Genomic DNA, 14745 nt, shown 5'->3' with positions numbered 1-14745 from the left:
TTGGAGCATTACATTGATTCCGAGGATTTGTTTAGAGTCAAACTATCTCTTAAACGCTTTAAAATACCATCGTTAATCTTTTTAATAAGGCAATCTAAGTTGCTTTAGGATGAAAATAAAGTGATTTTTAAATAGCTCTTGGTGACAAGAGCTTAAAAGCAGATTCTTATAGCTTTTTGTGCTTCTCACCCATGGCTCAGGCAAGATGCTTGCCCTAAATTCTCCTTTTCTGTCTCGGGGAACTGAAATATCCAGTTTCCCCAAGGCTGTAGAAAGACTCCTGGGATAAAAACCATTCGCCTTGTTTGAAGAATCTTTGGATAAAAATATCTCACGCTCATTCCGCATAATGCAATCCAATATCTGCTCAAGCAAATTGGCAAAGGATGTCTTCTTTTCTGAAAAATAACGCTCAACTACTTCGGCTATCGCATGCTTCTTAGAATAATTAAACATCTCTTCTCGATTCATCTCTTCTCCTAATATTTACTTTGTTTAATTTCACACTCTTATCTATCAAATTTTCATCTAAAGACACAATCTTTTATTTACTCCCAAGAAGCGATATGTCTATTTTTGGGTTGATGGTATTTACTGTAATGTTCGCATGGATAATGAGAAGCAGTGCCTGCTGGTGATTGTTGGAGCCACTGAAGACGGGAAAAAAGAATTAGTTGCCTTAGAAGATGGCTATCGGGAGAGTGAGCAATCGTGGAGAGAGGTGTTAATGGATTTAAAAAGCCGTGGTCTTAAAGAATGGCCCAAGGTGGCTGTGGGAGATGGAGCAATGGGATTCTGGTCTGCCTTGAGGAAGATATGCCCATCCACCCGGGAGCAGAGGTGCTGGGTGCACAAGACTGCAAATATTCTCAATAAACTTCCCAAGAGTGCACAATCCAAAGCGAAAAGCAAACTACATGATATTTGGATGGCAGAGAATAAAGAGAACGCATTAAAGGCCTTTAATCTTTTTATAGAAACCTATGATGCAAAATACCCAAAGGCCACTAAGTGTTTACAGAAAGATCGGGAAACCCTCTTGACTTTCTATGACTTTCCCACTAAACATTGGAGGCACCTAAGGACCACCAACCCGATTGAATCAACTTTTGCAACAGTGAAACTCAGAACAAATAAAGTACGGGGATGTTTCTCCAGGAATACAGTGATTACTATGGCTTTTAAACTCATTGAATCATTTCAAAAACGATGGCAGCGATTACATCGTTATCATCGCCTCGCTGAAATAATTGAAGGAGTTAAATTTATAGATGGAAAAGCTGAAATTGAATAGGCCGCTTAATTCTATATCCATAACATTTGACAATAATTCTTTCATCATTAAAATTCTCTAACTTCTCTTTATGTATTTTTCAAATATTTCTCAGCAAGTAAAAGATCTTCATATGAATTTACATTTATATACTTTTTACAAACATTAAAAGCTTTAACTACCATACCATCATCTATTGCGCACTGAATGAGGTCAGGCAATTCCTTTTCTTTTCTCTCATGATGGATTGGAGTATTTTCAATGTAATCGAGTAGTTTATTTCTAAACACGCAATGTCCTGTCCCCTGCAAATCATTAATTGCGCGCTTTGGTTTCTCAATCAGTCTAAAGATTCTATTATCCCCATCCATAACAAGCGCATAGGTTTTTTTAATAAGGTCAAGGTTGTCAACGTTTAGAATGCCGCAAATACCGAATACATTGTTATCATTTAAAAACATTCTAACCATCTCGCCAAGATTTGAATCAACCATAACTTCATCTCCCAAAAGGAGACAAAAATCATCCTTTTCAAGAGCTTCTGTAGCACATTCTAAAGCATGCACCAGTCCCTTCTGTTCTCTTTGAATAACATATTTTATACGTTTATTTTTAAAAGCTGTACCATAGTAATTAATAATATCCTCAGCTCTATACCCAACGACAATAATGATTTCAGAAATCTCTGGAATAATCACCTGATCTAAATTATGTTCAATTAAAGGTTTCCCCATAAAAGGAATCATACATTTATTCTGATTTTCTGAAAATTCGTTTATGCGATTTCCGCGTCCACCGGCCAATATCAATGCTTTCATTCTTCTTGATTTACTCCTAAATTGTTGTTAGTTGCCAAATAAATTTCTATTTTCAGAAACCCATTCAATAAGATTTTTAATTCCTTCTTCAGGCAAAACTTTTGGTTCCCAATGCAGATTTTTTTTAGCTTTTTCAATATTACAGATAAAATATCTCAAATCCCCAAAACGATCATTTTCAAACTTAACCTGTGGCTTTTCCCCTCTTATTTTCCCTATCAAATCAATACATTCTATGAGCGAAATTGCGTTTTTTTCTCCACCGCCTATGTTGTAAACACCTGGAACCTGATTATTATAAAAGGCATCAAATGCTTCAGCAACATCTGTTGCATACAATATATCTCGCACTTGTTTGCCTGTCCCAAATATAGTCAGAGGCCAATTCATTACTGCGCGAATTGAGAAATTTGCAACCCATCCGTGATCTTCTCCTCCTAATTGCCTTGGTCCATATATGCCAGTTAGCCTGAAGCTTGCCGCTTTAAGATTGTAGGTATCTATATATGTTCTCACATATATATCACCGGCAGATTTTGATGCATGAAGCGGGCTTAATGTCCCCTGTAATAGTCTCAGCCCTTCATCAATTGAAGGAGGTGTTCTCCTATACCGCGTTTCTTCTTCCTTTAGCTCTTCATTAATCTTGTTACCATAGATGTGAATCGTTGCACAGCTTGCTACTGGAATTTCAAGTTTTCTAGCTACTTCTAATACATTGAATGTACCGACAACATTAGTTGTGAAATCAAGAACAGGGTCTTCCCAACTTATTGTCATTGCTGGTTGTGCCGCTGTATGGACTATATAGTCGCATCCATCGCTTTCCTTCAACAAAATATCAAAATCTCTAACATCGGCTTTAACCATTTTAACGCCGATGTTTTTTAGATAATTCCAATTATAAGTACGTGCAACATCTGTTACAAATCCTGTCCTTTGTAATTCGTGCTTTGTCATATTATCAAAGGCAATTACCTCTGCGCCTTTCTTTATATAAAATTCACAAACATGAGAACCAAGGAATCCGCAGCCTCCGGTCACTAATACTTTCATAAAAATTCCCCCATTTATATTTATCTTATATAATGCTCATAACCTTGCAAAAAAAATTCTACACAATTACTGTAAAAACGTTTTTAGAATTTTGTTTTTAAAATAAATCCTTCATATTTCATATTGGATTAAAAACTTAACATTCACTGGAGCTTAATAGTTTCTACAATTTGTGGAAATAAATAATAATTACTTATCATAAATTTTCGCGGTGTCAATGAAATAGCTAAAATATGTTTTTGATGGATTCCAAGGATGCGCCATGGATTCTTCTTGTATTATTTATTATTGATCTCCAATAATTTTTTCATTCAAATTTACACCGATTCCCTTCGGACTTAAGCAGAAACGGACAAAAATAAAAACATTAAAAATGCAAGGCAGGAATACTAAACCGATTAATGATAAATGCTACAATTTTTCCAATTTCAAAAAATCAGAAATTGAATTTAAAAACTTTTTGAAATCACTTAGTCGGCTTTTCAAAATATTCCAGAGCTGATCATCATCAACTTGCCAATAGATATGAACAAAGCGATTACGAAATTTACTCATATCCTGAAGATTGTTAGCAAAATCAGCATCTATAATTCCTTCTTCTAAAAGCACTTTAAAAGTATCCGCATAATCGTCCGGTTTTCGGAAACCATTTTGAGAAATTATATGATTGGCAATACCTATAATAGATTCAATAGCAACAATGAAATGATATTTTGCGCTCGCAATTTTATCAGGATCTTCTTTAAATTGATTTTCATCTATTGAAGAAAGAACATTCAACCTTTTAACACTCTTTCGCATTTCCGAAATTAGCTTGCCAATTATCTCAGGATTATAAAGGGGCATTTTTAACTTCTCGCAAATATTCATCACTTAAATGTTTAAAATCAAAATACTTCCGGAAAATAAGGGATTCAAAATCTGACCTTAAAAAGCTGTTTTTATCAATAATAACTTTCCCATTTTTCACAACATTAAATGAAAAAGTTAATGGACTAAAATTCAGGATTCTAACATCTACAGGAATACGCACTTTATCTTGAATTATTCTTTCTAATTCAAGTTCCAATTTCAATGACAAGTTCGAATCAATTTCCTTTTCAATATAAAGTGCTATATCAATATCTTTAATACTTTCAGAAGACAAAAATGATCCAAATATATAAGCGAAAATTATCCTTGAATCTTTACATAGAATCCTAATGATGGATTCTTCAATCTCTCTCTTTTGTTGTTCACTTAATTTATAATTTTTTGGATTCATATTTTTATCTTTAGCTTATCAACATTAAAATACCATCCCACCTTGCGATTGGCAAGCACTTATGAATATAAGAATAGCGGCTTATATAATGTGAGTGGCAGAAAAAAAGACAATCAACAGATTATGCTCTCGCTATTTCTCTAAACATCTCATCGATTAAATGCAGTGCTCCCCTATAACCAATTAGAGGCATAGAAGATGTATTGATTCGGTGAATATGTGTAGGTGCAATGCCAAGAAATGGGATCCCCAACAAATTTGCAAGATGGAAATCCTCGCCCCTGCCTATCAAAAATGTAGGATTTGATTGCTCAGCAATGTTTTTCAGGTCAGCATTATCTGGATCAATGGCAATAAATGGGTCAACATTGAATCTTTCACACATACTTCTCAATATTTCAAAAGTTGAATCGGTAGATGAAGAAACTCCTATACCAGCAGGTGTCATTCCCATTTCACCAGTCAGAAAATTAAAAATACCCAAGGCATAATAAGAATCAGCAAAAAGAAAATAGCGGTGGCGAGAAATTACATCTTTTACTGCGCCTTCATAATCTGACAGAGCCATCCTGAATTGCTTTTCTTCCTCCTCGACAACTGAATCGACAATTCTGCTATTCACTCCCATCTTCTCTGCCACACTTCTTAAAAATTTTTTCGTAGCAACAGTGCCTATTGGATAGCCCTCTAAGGAAGAAACATATTCCATATCGAAACGCCTTTGCAGTATTTGAGCCGCTTCATATCCTATACTGTCAGATACTATAACATTCATTTTTGCCGAAGTCATATTTATGAAATCTTGAAACCTCAACCTGTCTCCAATAAAGGTAATATTCACTCTGATACCTATTTTCTGAAGTAACCTATTTATTTCCTCTATATTCCCCTTCCAGAAAATATCATGCACAGGAATTATACCTAAAAGGTTTACTGTTTTTTCCTCTTTTTCTTTCATATCTAAAAACCGTGATTCAGCAAAAGCGTTGAGAGCATAATTGTATCCATCAATGGTTGTACCTTTAAACCCACCGGCATTTACGGCTACAACCGGTATTCCAGTCTTCTTAAAAGCCCTTTCTGCAGATTCTTTTATATCGTCGCCTGTTATCGATGGTGCGCATCCGGCAATCAAAAGTTGAAAATCCGACGGTTTTTTTTCTGCAAACTCAACGAGTGTCTTGTAAAGAATCTCGTCGCCTCCCATAATCACATTCTTCTCATTCAGCATTGTTGAAACTAAATTGTGATTTCTCGAAAAACGGGCAGAAGCACCAGTGCCTGAAATATAAAGTGAAAAATTGCATCCCGGCGAACAATGGGTAACAATTCCGCAGTTTTCCATTACCAATCCTGCATAATATGCCCCTGTAAAGGCGCAAGAATATGGAAGCGGAAGCTCTACTGCATTAAGAGGATTTTTTCTCCTGTCAATTATTTTTGCCATCTTCCTCCTGCCGCGAATACTCAGAGATTATCTGCCTTATTTCAGAAGTAAGAAGTGGTTTGAAAGACTCTGCATACTTTGTTCTATTTTCAACAATAAATTGCGCAAGCTCGAAATACATTTTTGCCTGCTCTGATTGAGGAAATTTCTCAATCACAGTTTTCCCATACTTTTCTGCCTTCTGTATAGTTTCTGAACGAGGGATATGAGATACAACTTCAATCCCCATTAATGCTCCAATTTTCTCAACAATATCTTTTTCAAATGGCACACCTCTCATATTGTTTATTATTCCCTTTAATCTACATTTTGCGCCGTTTTCTGCCAATGCAAAAATGCTCATACAAATATTATTCAACTGAACAAGAGAAAAAAGCTCGCCAGAAGTGACGACATACACTTCATCTGCAAATCCTTCCTTCAAGGGCTGGGCAAACCCGCCGCAAACTACATCTCCCAAAATATCATAAATTATGAAATCAACCTCATATCGTTCGAATACATTATTCCTCTCAAGAAGCTCGAGGGCATATGCCACACCCCTTCCTGCACAGCCAGTGCCCGGACGAGGACCACCGCTCTCTACACATAAGATTCCATTAAAACCTTTCTTTATAACCCTATCCAACAAAATCTCCTCATCACTCACCCTATCTGCAACATCTAAAACAGATGGAATCAAACCTCCGCATAAGAGAGAAACAGAATCCCTTTTTGGGTCACATCCAATCTGCATCACCTTAGCCCCTGATAGTGAAAGAGCCGCACTCAAATTGGATGCGATTGTGGATTTGCCAATCCCACCCTTACCATAAATCGCGATTGACCTATAATTGGATTTTGTCATATCTATGCAGGCATCTTTAATTGAATCGTGTCTGACTGATAACGCCTCAACATTTCAATCAGTTTTTCAAGAGAAAGGGGTTGAGGAACAACTCTCTGCCTGTTTTGGTAAATATTCTCAGCAGTTTTTTTATAAATCTCTGCTATCGGATTTTCAGGCGCTCCTTTCATTACAGCTTCACCCTTGCCTTCACAAACCTGTATAATCTCATCTCTTGGAATTGTTGAAATTATGGGAATTCCTGTCAATTTGCCAAATTCTTTTATTACTATTTCCTCATTTTCTACACCGCGAAGATTTCCAATAATACCTGCAATTCTAACCTTCGACCCCTTCTTTGCCAAATCATTAACTGCCAATGAGATATTGTTAGCGGAATATAAAGACATCAACTCTCCACTTGTTACCAAATATATCTCCTGTGCAAATCCGCTGCGCATTGGTTGTGCAAACCCGCCGCAAACTACATCTCCCACAACATCATAGATAACAGCAGTAGCTCCAATTCTCTCAGGTATTTTGAAGTGCTTGAGCAAATCGAGGGCAACAGCGATTCCCTTTCCCGCGCAGCCACGCGCAGGCTCGGGTCCACCAGTTTCAGCACAATAGAGATTGTCATCAAGAGAGTAGATACTTTCCATCAATGCTTCTTCTGAGCGTCCAAAGTTCCTTATGCTTTCAAGAATCGTCGGCTTTTCATCAACCTTTGTACGCAGAAGATAGGTGGAATCGTTTTTTGGAGAACATCCAAGCTGAAAAACTCGTTCGCCAAATTCCATAAAACAAAGGGACAGATTGCAGCAAACGGTAGATTTACCTATCCCTCCTTTGCCGTAAATGGCAATCTGTCTGATTGTGCTATTTTCTTCTTCCATTTTCATAAGAACCGCGATTTTTTTTACTACTATATATCAACCACTCTTTATAATCCCAAATCAATAAACTAATATATCTTCACAAAGCCCATAAAAACAATTTAGCCAATGACAATATTTGTGCCTTATAAATAAACAAAACCTTTTGGTCAAGATATTGAGGCAAGATTAGATTTCGTTTTTAAATTAAAAGAGGCAGCTAGAAGTTACAGAAGAAAAAATCACAAAATATTAAAATGATATAAAAAGCATTCTTAGTTTGAAAACTCCTGATTCTCACTATCATCAGGAGCCAGTGCTTTAATATGTTCCATAACTCGGTCAACAATCTTCAACCATGTTTCCTTGTTATCTGGAAGTTCATATAGGTCAGAAAAATCAATTGGTTTTCCATAGTAAACCTCAATTTTTTTAAAAATTCTCGGGATATAAGAGCCAATGGGTAATACCTTGTTCATACCAACGATTCTTACAGGGATTACAGTCGGTTTGGCATCATAGATGATTTTTCCAACACCAGAACGCCCTTTCCCTATTTTGCCAGTCCTCGAGCGTGTGCCTTCAGGAAAGTTTATCATTGTGCAGTTGGGAAGCATTTTTATGATTTTATTCATCAACTCAATATCTTTCCTGCCTCTTTTGACCGGAATAGCCCTCCAATTCTTTGACATCCATGCAAGTACAGGATTTTTAAAAAAATTCTCCTGTGCAGCAGGGTGATATGGGATTAGTGAAGGCTTCAGAAGAGTTCTTGGATAAAACAATTTTGTCCCTACAACGAAGCTGTCAATCATTGTTTGGTGATTTGGAAGAAGAAGCAGATTCTTCTTCAAAGGTACATTTTCACGGCCATATACGACTGTGCGGTTAAGAATTGTAAAAAAAATCCATGCAATAGTGATTGTCGATGCAATCCAAAGATAAGATATTATGCTCTCTATCAGTGATTCTTTATTAGGTTCACTCATTTTTGAAAATAATGGAATTTACAAAGGAATATTCCCGTGCTTTTTTGCAGGATTTCTATCTGTCTTATTATGCAGCATCTCAAGAGCTTTTATTAGTTTTCGCCGAGAATTAGCAGGCATTATTACTTCATCGATTATTCCTCTTTCTGCCGCAATATAGGGATTTGCAAATTTGGTTCTGTAATCATAAACGAGTTTCTGCTTTAGCTCATCAGGATTATCAGAATTTTGAAGTTCCTTTCTAAATATTATATTTACTGCTCCATCAGGACCCATCACCGCAATCTCTGCTATGGGATAGGCATAATTTATATCGCCTCTCACATGCTTACTCGACATAACACAATATGCGCCGCCATATGATTTTCTCGTAATAATAGTTATCTTTGGAACTGTTGCCTCCGCATATGCATAAAGGAGTTTAGCTCCATGCCTGATGATGCCATTTTTTTCTTGATCAAGCCCCGGCAAAAATCCCGGAACATCCTGAAGGGTAATCAGCGGTATATTGAAGGCATCGCAAAACCTGATAAACCTTGCACCTTTGACTGAAGCCTTGATATCGAGACATCCTGCAAGCACAGCTGGCTGATTCGCTACAATGCCAACAGTTCTGCCGTTAAGTCTTCCAAATCCGGTTACAATGTTCGTTGCATAATGTTCCTGTGTTTCGAAAAAATAATTTTCATCAACGAGTTCTTTTATTACTTCCTTCACATCATAGGGCTTGTTCGGGTTGAGAGGAATAACCTCTTCTATTCTGGGAGTCTCTCGTCTTGGGTCATCATCGGTATTGACTATGCGCGGTTCTTCCATATTGTTTTGTGGCAGAAAAGTAAGAAGTTCTCGAATCGTCAGAAGGCACTCCTTGTCATTTTCGCATTCAAAATGGGCAACGCCGCTGTCAACATTGTGTGTTTCAGAACCGCCTAATTCCTCCATTGTTACATCTTCATGAGTTGTTGCTTTTATGACATCAGGACCTGTAATAAACATATAGCTCGTATTTTTGACCATAAATATAAAGTCGTTTATAGCAGGAGAATAAACTGCGCCGCCTGCACAGGGGCCCATAATTGCGGCAATCTGCGGAACGACTCCTGATGCAAGAGTGTTGCGCAAAAATATTTCAGCATATCCGCCAAGACTTTCAACTCCCTCTTGAATTCTAGCGCCGCCTGAATCATTTAGTCCGATAATGGGTGCGCCAACTTTGAGAGCAAGATCCTGAATTTTTGCAATTTTTCTTCCGCATGCTTCACTCAGAGAACCGCCAAGAACAGTGAAATCTTGGGAATAGGCATATGCAATTCTCCCGTTGATTGTGCCGTAACCGGTAACAACTCCGTCACCGGGATACTTATTCTTCTCCATCCCGAAATTCGAACACTTATGAGTTACAAATTTATCTATTTCCTCGAAGGAGTTCTTATCAAAAAGAATATCGAGGCGTTCTCTTGCGGTAAGCTTCCCCTTGTCGTGCTGTACTTTTATCCGTGCTTCTCCGCCTCCAATCTCAGCTTTCTTTTCTCTTTCCAAAAGCTCTTTTTTATAATCTTCAAATGTCTTTTCTTCTTGCAAGATTCCCCCTCCTATAAAGTGAAGACTTTTTCAATGTAAAGAATATCTTAATGAATTAATCTTCAAATTTTTTGAACATCAGACAGGCATTCGTTCCACCAAATCCAAATGAGTTTGAAAGAACATATTTAAGGTCTGCATCCCTTGCTTCATTCGGCACATAATCGAGGTCGCACTCCGGGTCCTTTTCTTCATAGTTTATTGTTGGTGGAATAAATCCTTTTTCAATCGAAAGCACTGAGAAAACAGATTCTATTGCGCCAGCCGCACCTAATAGATGGCCTGTCATAGACTTAGTAGAGCTGACAGGAATTTTATAAGCATTGTCTTTGAAAACATTCTTTATGGCTGTTGTTTCAATCTTATCATTGAGAGGTGTCGAAGTGCCATGTGCATTTATATATGAAACCTCTTCAGGATTAACTTCCGCATCCTTAATAGTTGCCTCCATACAACGCACAGCACCGTCGCCATCGAGAGATGGAGAGGTCATATGGTATGCATCGCAGGATTGTCCAAATCCGCAAATCTCAGCCCTTATATTAGCTCCTCTTTTCTTTGCAAACTCAAGTTCTTCGAGTATCAATATGCCTGAACCCTCACCCATAATGAATCCATCTCTGTTTTTATCGAAAGGTTTTGAAGCTTTTTCAGGATTATCATTTTGAGTTGTAAGTGCCTTCATTGAACAAAAGCCTCCGATTGCAAGAGGTGTTATCACAGCTTCTGTGCCTCCTGTAATCATAACATCTGCTTCACCGCGCTGTATAGACCTAAATGCCTCACCAATGGAATGTGTTGCCGATGCGCATGCCGTTACAACACTCGAGTTTGGCCCTTTTGCGTTGAACATCATCGCAATATGTCCGGGTGCAAGATTGATTATCACCTGCGGAATGAAAAAAGGAGAAATGCGGCGCGGACCCTTCTCAAGCAAAACCTTATGGTTGTGCTCTATCAATGGCATTCCACCTATGCCTGAACCTACAATTACACCTACTCTATCAGCAAAGTCATCCTTTACCTCGAGCCCTGAATCCTTCATTGCCATTACACTTGCCGCAACTGCAAACTGAATAAAAATATCCATTTTCTTTGCTTCGCGAGAATCCATATATTGTGTTGCATCAAAATTTTTGACTTCTGCCGCAACTTGGCAGGAAAATTGTGAGGGGTCAAAATGAGTAATTCGTGTTATGCCGCTTTTTCCATTCCTGAGCGATTCAAGATTTTCTTTTTCACCTATTCCTATGGGAGAAATAATGCCTACTCCGGTTACTACAACCCTTCTTTTGCTCAAATTTCCTTTCCTCCATTTCACACATTTTTCAGTTGATGGTTAAATTAGCATCTTTACTATCACTATTTACAGGATCAAAGGATTTTATCTTATCATACAGTCCTGTCCTTATCCTCTCGAGGAATTTTTTATTTTCTTTCATCCATTGTCTAAAAAGCTTATATCCTTGAGATCTTCCAAAAGTTGTAAATAAGTCAAATTTCAACAGCCGAAGCATAATTCGCCTTTTCGAATAGAATCTTTTTGTAGCTCTCAAAACGGCTTTTTGAAGTTCAAAGGGAGACATTCTCTCCGGCTTATAGACTACATGATGACCATCATACAATCTCCAATCATATGTGAAGATCTTGTTTCTGCTTTGGAAGTCATTGAATATCTTTGAACCGGGAATCGGAGTTAAGATCATAAACTGAACAGTGTCAATGTGGGTTCTCTTCGTAAATTTAAGTGTCTCCTTTATAGTAGCGCTTGTATCTGAATCTGCGCCTAAAACGAACATTCCATGAATCTTTATTCCATATCGATGAAAGGCTTTGATTTGGCGCTTTATCTTATTCAGGTCGAGTTTTTTGTTGAAAGTTTTTATTGTTTCAGGATTGATTGATTCAAAGCCTATATAGACATTGGAACAGTTCGTTCTATGCATCCTTTCAAGAAGTTCAGTATCATCTGCAGTTTCTATTCGAACCTGAGCACCCCACATCACTTTATTGCCTTCCTTTTCTTTTCTCTCCAAAAGTTCTTTTGTCCTTGCGCGGTTTGCGGCAAAATTATCATCGCAAATGAAGATATAATTTGCTTTGACATTGGCAAACTCTTTCATCACTCTGTCAATGCTTTTAGTGCGATATGACCTTCCATAAAAATTTGTAACAGTACAAAACTGACAATCAAAAGGACATCCGCGTGATGTTGACAAAGGAAAGATATTTATCTTTTCATATCCGTCAATGAGAGTAAAATCCGGTAAGGGAGAATCATCAAGAGATGAAAGGATTTTTCTTGGTGCGTTGTTGATTACTTCTCCTTCAGAAGTTTTAAAGGATAAACCATCAACAGTGCCAATATCTCTATCTCCTTCAAGGACATCAAGCAATTCTGCAATGGTCTCCTCACCTTCACCCCTTACGACAAAATCACAATATTGTAGGCTCTCTTCAGGCATAAATGTCGGATGGAAGCCGCCCATAACAATCGGGATCCCTCTTTTCTTAAACTCACTTGCAATGGCATATCCTCTAACCACTGTTGATGAAGTACAGGAGATACCCACAAGGTCTGATGAAAATGCCTCATTGTAATCGATTGGCTTTATATCCTCCACATAGATTTTTACTTTATATCCCTTCTCTTTTATTTTTGCGCCAACCACAGGCAAGCCAAGACGGGGAATTTTATAATTGGTAAAAATATGCGACCCTGCTGATGAAGGTTCGATCAGCGTTATTTTCTCTATTTTTTTCTTGTTTGTTGAAATAATCATCTTTCATACCTCTAAAAACTCAATTGTTACATACCAATTAGGAATTTTCTCTTCTAACACCTAAAAAAAACTTAGTCAATTCTATAAGCTATCCTCCTTTTTGATATAATGTTGTTCTGTCCTTTTATTCAATTAATGACAGATTTTCAAATATAGTTTGGAAATCTCCAGAAGAGGCATTATTACTTCTTTTGATAGATAAAAAACTTATCAGGAAATCCACCACCCCTTTTCTCATAAAAATGAGATACTTCATCGATATAATAAGGAGCCTTCTCTAACAAGTAAGTATATCTTTTAATTGAATTGAATTCAATGTTTATAATTTCGTTTCTTAGCTTTTCAGGAGTTTTTATTTCATCAATTAATACAAAAGAATCATCAGTCTGTCTTTTATCAGCGGTAATTATCAAGGATGGCAACTTTTGGGGTTTGGCAGTTATCAGTGGATTTATGAGGATTATATCTCGCGCAATCCCTGCCATCATTAAAGGATAAGAGCCAAGAGGCTCGCCATAGAGTGATGAATCAAAATTTGCGCCTTGTAAAAAATCAAAAGAGATGAAATCTCCCTTTTCGGCATATCTTTTTATGCTTTTTGCCAATTCAAAAAACTCTATGCGCCTCTTTTTCACTTCGTTTATCTTCCAAATCACACCTGTATTTATTCCTAAAGAAACAATCATTGCACTTGCTATTGCTGTTTGAAACAACCTCAATGAAATTTTGTATCTCTCATTATAGACTTCCAAAATTTGGAAGAAAAAGCCGGCTGAAATAATTGCTATCAGAGGGAAAACAGGCATAATGTAGCGTAAATAATAATTCCTCAAAAAACCAAAAAATAGAAATGAAAAGGTAAGAGGTATTACGAGAATAAGTTTTTTCTGTTCAAGATAATCTTTTCTCTTCCATAACATGCGGATACTCAAGTAAACCAATCCTGCAAGCACTATTAAAAGAATAAACTTATGAAAGCCAAGAGCTATAAGTTCAGATATATAAAATTTATAGCCGGATAGAAATGTCTTAGGTATTTGTGATACAAATGGGTCTGCATCTATGCCTTTGTCAATACGAAAAAATTCGTAGAAAAATACATCCTTCAAGAAATAATTAAAATGGATGAGCGTATGGGGGAAAATGATAAAAAAAGCGAGAAGAGAAAGTAGAAAGAATTGAAATGTTGATTTCAAAAATGGACGAATTTTAAATTTTTTTTGAATCAAAACAAGAAGAACCAAAGGAGCCAACAATGGCAGTGTCGTCAATTTTGCAGCAACGGAAATACCATAACAGAGAGAGAAGAGAAGCAGATACCTTTTATCTTCCCTGCACCAATACCTGCTGAAAGCAAAAAGGGACAAAGTAAAAAAAAGCGTTGCCGGATTATCACTTAACAATCTATGAGAAGATATTACAAAATAGGGAGATGATAGAAGAATTATGCCTGAAAGGAACGCCGTTTTATCGTCGAAGATTTCTCGAGCAAGCAGATATGAGCCAATAATTGTCAAACAACCGATTATTCCATTTAAAAATCTTGCAACTTCAAAACTCTTCTCAATCCCTGAAAGATATGCTGAAATTTCTACAAGATAAGCATTTATAATACCATGGCAAAAATAACCATGAGTAAAATGCCCTACTGAATAAAGTTTGGCTCCGTCTGCAAAACTAACAAATTCATCCATAAAGACTTCATAGGGAAAATGAAAGAGAAGAAAGGTTGAAATGACAATTAAAACAGTAGGAAAAACGATTTTCTTTATATTAATTTTCATACCTTCTGCTTATCAGAATATTAAACAATCTCAACTATTCTACAGCCAT

Annotated in this window: 14 protein-coding genes; 1 reads left to right on the top strand and 13 read right to left on the bottom strand. The window is 36.9% G+C overall.

All coding sequences use genetic code 11. The features are described from left to right. Window positions 1–81: 81 nt before the first annotated feature. Window positions 82–471, bottom strand: coding sequence for a hypothetical protein (locus tag D6734_00890; GenBank protein RMF98054.1), 390 nt, complete (start codon window positions 469–471; stop codon window positions 82–84). A 118-nt stretch (window positions 472–589) separates the two neighbouring features. Between D6734_00890 and D6734_00885 the strand changes: the two genes are divergently transcribed. Beyond that, window positions 590–1294 carry an IS256 family transposase gene (locus tag D6734_00885; GenBank protein RMF98053.1) on the top strand — a complete coding sequence of 235 codons (705 nt, stop codon included), beginning with the start codon at window positions 590–592 and terminating at the stop codon, window positions 1292–1294. A 68-nt stretch (window positions 1295–1362) separates the two neighbouring features. Here D6734_00885 and D6734_00880 read toward each other — a convergent pair whose 3' ends face one another. The 12 genes from D6734_00880 to D6734_00825 all read right to left on the bottom strand — a co-directional run bounded on the left by D6734_00880 (window position 1363) and on the right by D6734_00825 (window position 14696). Beyond that, entirely contained in the window at window positions 1363–2091 is a 729-nt protein-coding gene (locus tag D6734_00880; GenBank protein RMF98052.1) for a nucleotidyltransferase family protein, read from the bottom strand. A 27-nt stretch (window positions 2092–2118) separates the two neighbouring features. Continuing rightward, window positions 2119–3153: an NAD-dependent epimerase/dehydratase family protein gene (locus D6734_00875; protein ID RMF98051.1), complete on the bottom strand. Its 1035-nt coding sequence runs from the start codon at window positions 3151–3153 to the stop codon at window positions 2119–2121. A gap of 405 nt (window positions 3154–3558) precedes the next feature. Then, window positions 3559–3993, bottom strand: a complete 435-nt coding sequence (locus D6734_00870; protein RMF98050.1) for a DUF86 domain-containing protein — start codon at window positions 3991–3993, stop codon at window positions 3559–3561. Beyond that, entirely contained in the window at window positions 3980–4411 is a 432-nt protein-coding gene (locus D6734_00865; GenBank protein ID RMF98049.1) for a nucleotidyltransferase domain-containing protein, read from the bottom strand. The genes D6734_00870 and D6734_00865 overlap by 14 nt, the downstream gene beginning before the upstream one ends. Before the next feature lie 121 nt (window positions 4412–4532). Continuing rightward, entirely contained in the window at window positions 4533–5858 is a 1326-nt protein-coding gene (locus D6734_00860) for a hypothetical protein (protein ID RMF98048.1), read from the bottom strand. Next, complete coding sequence (locus D6734_00855; GenBank protein ID RMF98047.1) at window positions 5842–6705, bottom strand: nitrogenase iron protein; 864 nt, start codon at window positions 6703–6705, stop codon at window positions 5842–5844. Before D6734_00855 ends, D6734_00860 begins: the two co-directional genes overlap by 17 nt. A 2-nt stretch (window positions 6706–6707) precedes the next feature. Continuing rightward, window positions 6708–7586: a nitrogenase iron protein gene (locus D6734_00850; protein RMF98046.1), complete on the bottom strand. Its 879-nt coding sequence runs from the start codon at window positions 7584–7586 to the stop codon at window positions 6708–6710. 248 nt (window positions 7587–7834) lie between these two features. Then, complete coding sequence (locus D6734_00845; GenBank protein ID RMF98045.1) at window positions 7835–8548, bottom strand: 1-acyl-sn-glycerol-3-phosphate acyltransferase; 714 nt, start codon at window positions 8546–8548, stop codon at window positions 7835–7837. 18 nt (window positions 8549–8566) lie between these two features. Then, window positions 8567–10129 (bottom strand): methylmalonyl-CoA carboxyltransferase, encoded by a 1563-nt coding sequence (locus tag D6734_00840; GenBank protein RMF98044.1) that lies wholly within the window; start codon window positions 10127–10129, stop codon window positions 8567–8569. Window positions 10130–10184: 55 nt separating this feature from the next. After that, entirely contained in the window at window positions 10185–11429 is a 1245-nt protein-coding gene (fabF, locus tag D6734_00835) for a beta-ketoacyl-[acyl-carrier-protein] synthase II (GenBank protein ID RMF98043.1), read from the bottom strand. 28 nt (window positions 11430–11457) lie between these two features. Next, window positions 11458–12912: a radical SAM protein gene (locus tag D6734_00830; protein RMF98042.1), complete on the bottom strand. Its 1455-nt coding sequence runs from the start codon at window positions 12910–12912 to the stop codon at window positions 11458–11460. A 182-nt stretch (window positions 12913–13094) separates the two neighbouring features. Beyond that, entirely contained in the window at window positions 13095–14696 is a 1602-nt protein-coding gene (locus D6734_00825) for a hypothetical protein (protein ID RMF98041.1), read from the bottom strand. Window positions 14697–14745: the final 49 nt, after the last annotated feature.

Source organism: Candidatus Schekmanbacteria bacterium (assembly GCA_003695725.1).
GTDB lineage: Bacteria > Schekmanbacteria > GWA2-38-11 > GWA2-38-11 > J061 > J061.
Note: the sequence above shows the minus strand (reverse complement) of the source record. Positions and strands in the feature narration are given on the sequence as shown.

Excerpts from the sequence above, each read along its gene's own strand:
- D6734_00890 (RMF98054.1), bottom strand. The coding sequence starts at position 471 with ATGAATCGAGAAGAGATGTTTAATTATTCTAAGAAGCATGCGATAGCC.
- D6734_00880 (RMF98052.1), bottom strand. The coding sequence starts at position 2,091 with ATGAAAGCATTGATATTGGCCGGTGGACGCGGAAATCGCATAAACGAA.
- D6734_00870 (RMF98050.1), bottom strand. The coding sequence starts at position 3,993 with ATGCCCCTTTATAATCCTGAGATAATTGGCAAGCTAATTTCGGAAATG.
- D6734_00865 (RMF98049.1), bottom strand. The coding sequence starts at position 4,411 with ATGAATCCAAAAAATTATAAATTAAGTGAACAACAAAAGAGAGAGATT.
- D6734_00860 (RMF98048.1), bottom strand. The coding sequence starts at position 5,858 with ATGGCAAAAATAATTGACAGGAGAAAAAATCCTCTTAATGCAGTAGAG.
- D6734_00855 (RMF98047.1), bottom strand. The coding sequence starts at position 6,705 with ATGACAAAATCCAATTATAGGTCAATCGCGATTTATGGTAAGGGTGGG.
- D6734_00850 (RMF98046.1), bottom strand. The coding sequence starts at position 7,586 with ATGAAAATGGAAGAAGAAAATAGCACAATCAGACAGATTGCCATTTAC.
- D6734_00845 (RMF98045.1), bottom strand. The coding sequence starts at position 8,548 with ATGAGTGAACCTAATAAAGAATCACTGATAGAGAGCATAATATCTTAT.
- D6734_00830 (RMF98042.1), bottom strand. The coding sequence starts at position 12,912 with ATGATTATTTCAACAAACAAGAAAAAAATAGAGAAAATAACGCTGATC.
- D6734_00825 (RMF98041.1), bottom strand. The coding sequence starts at position 14,696 with ATGAAAATTAATATAAAGAAAATCGTTTTTCCTACTGTTTTAATTGTC.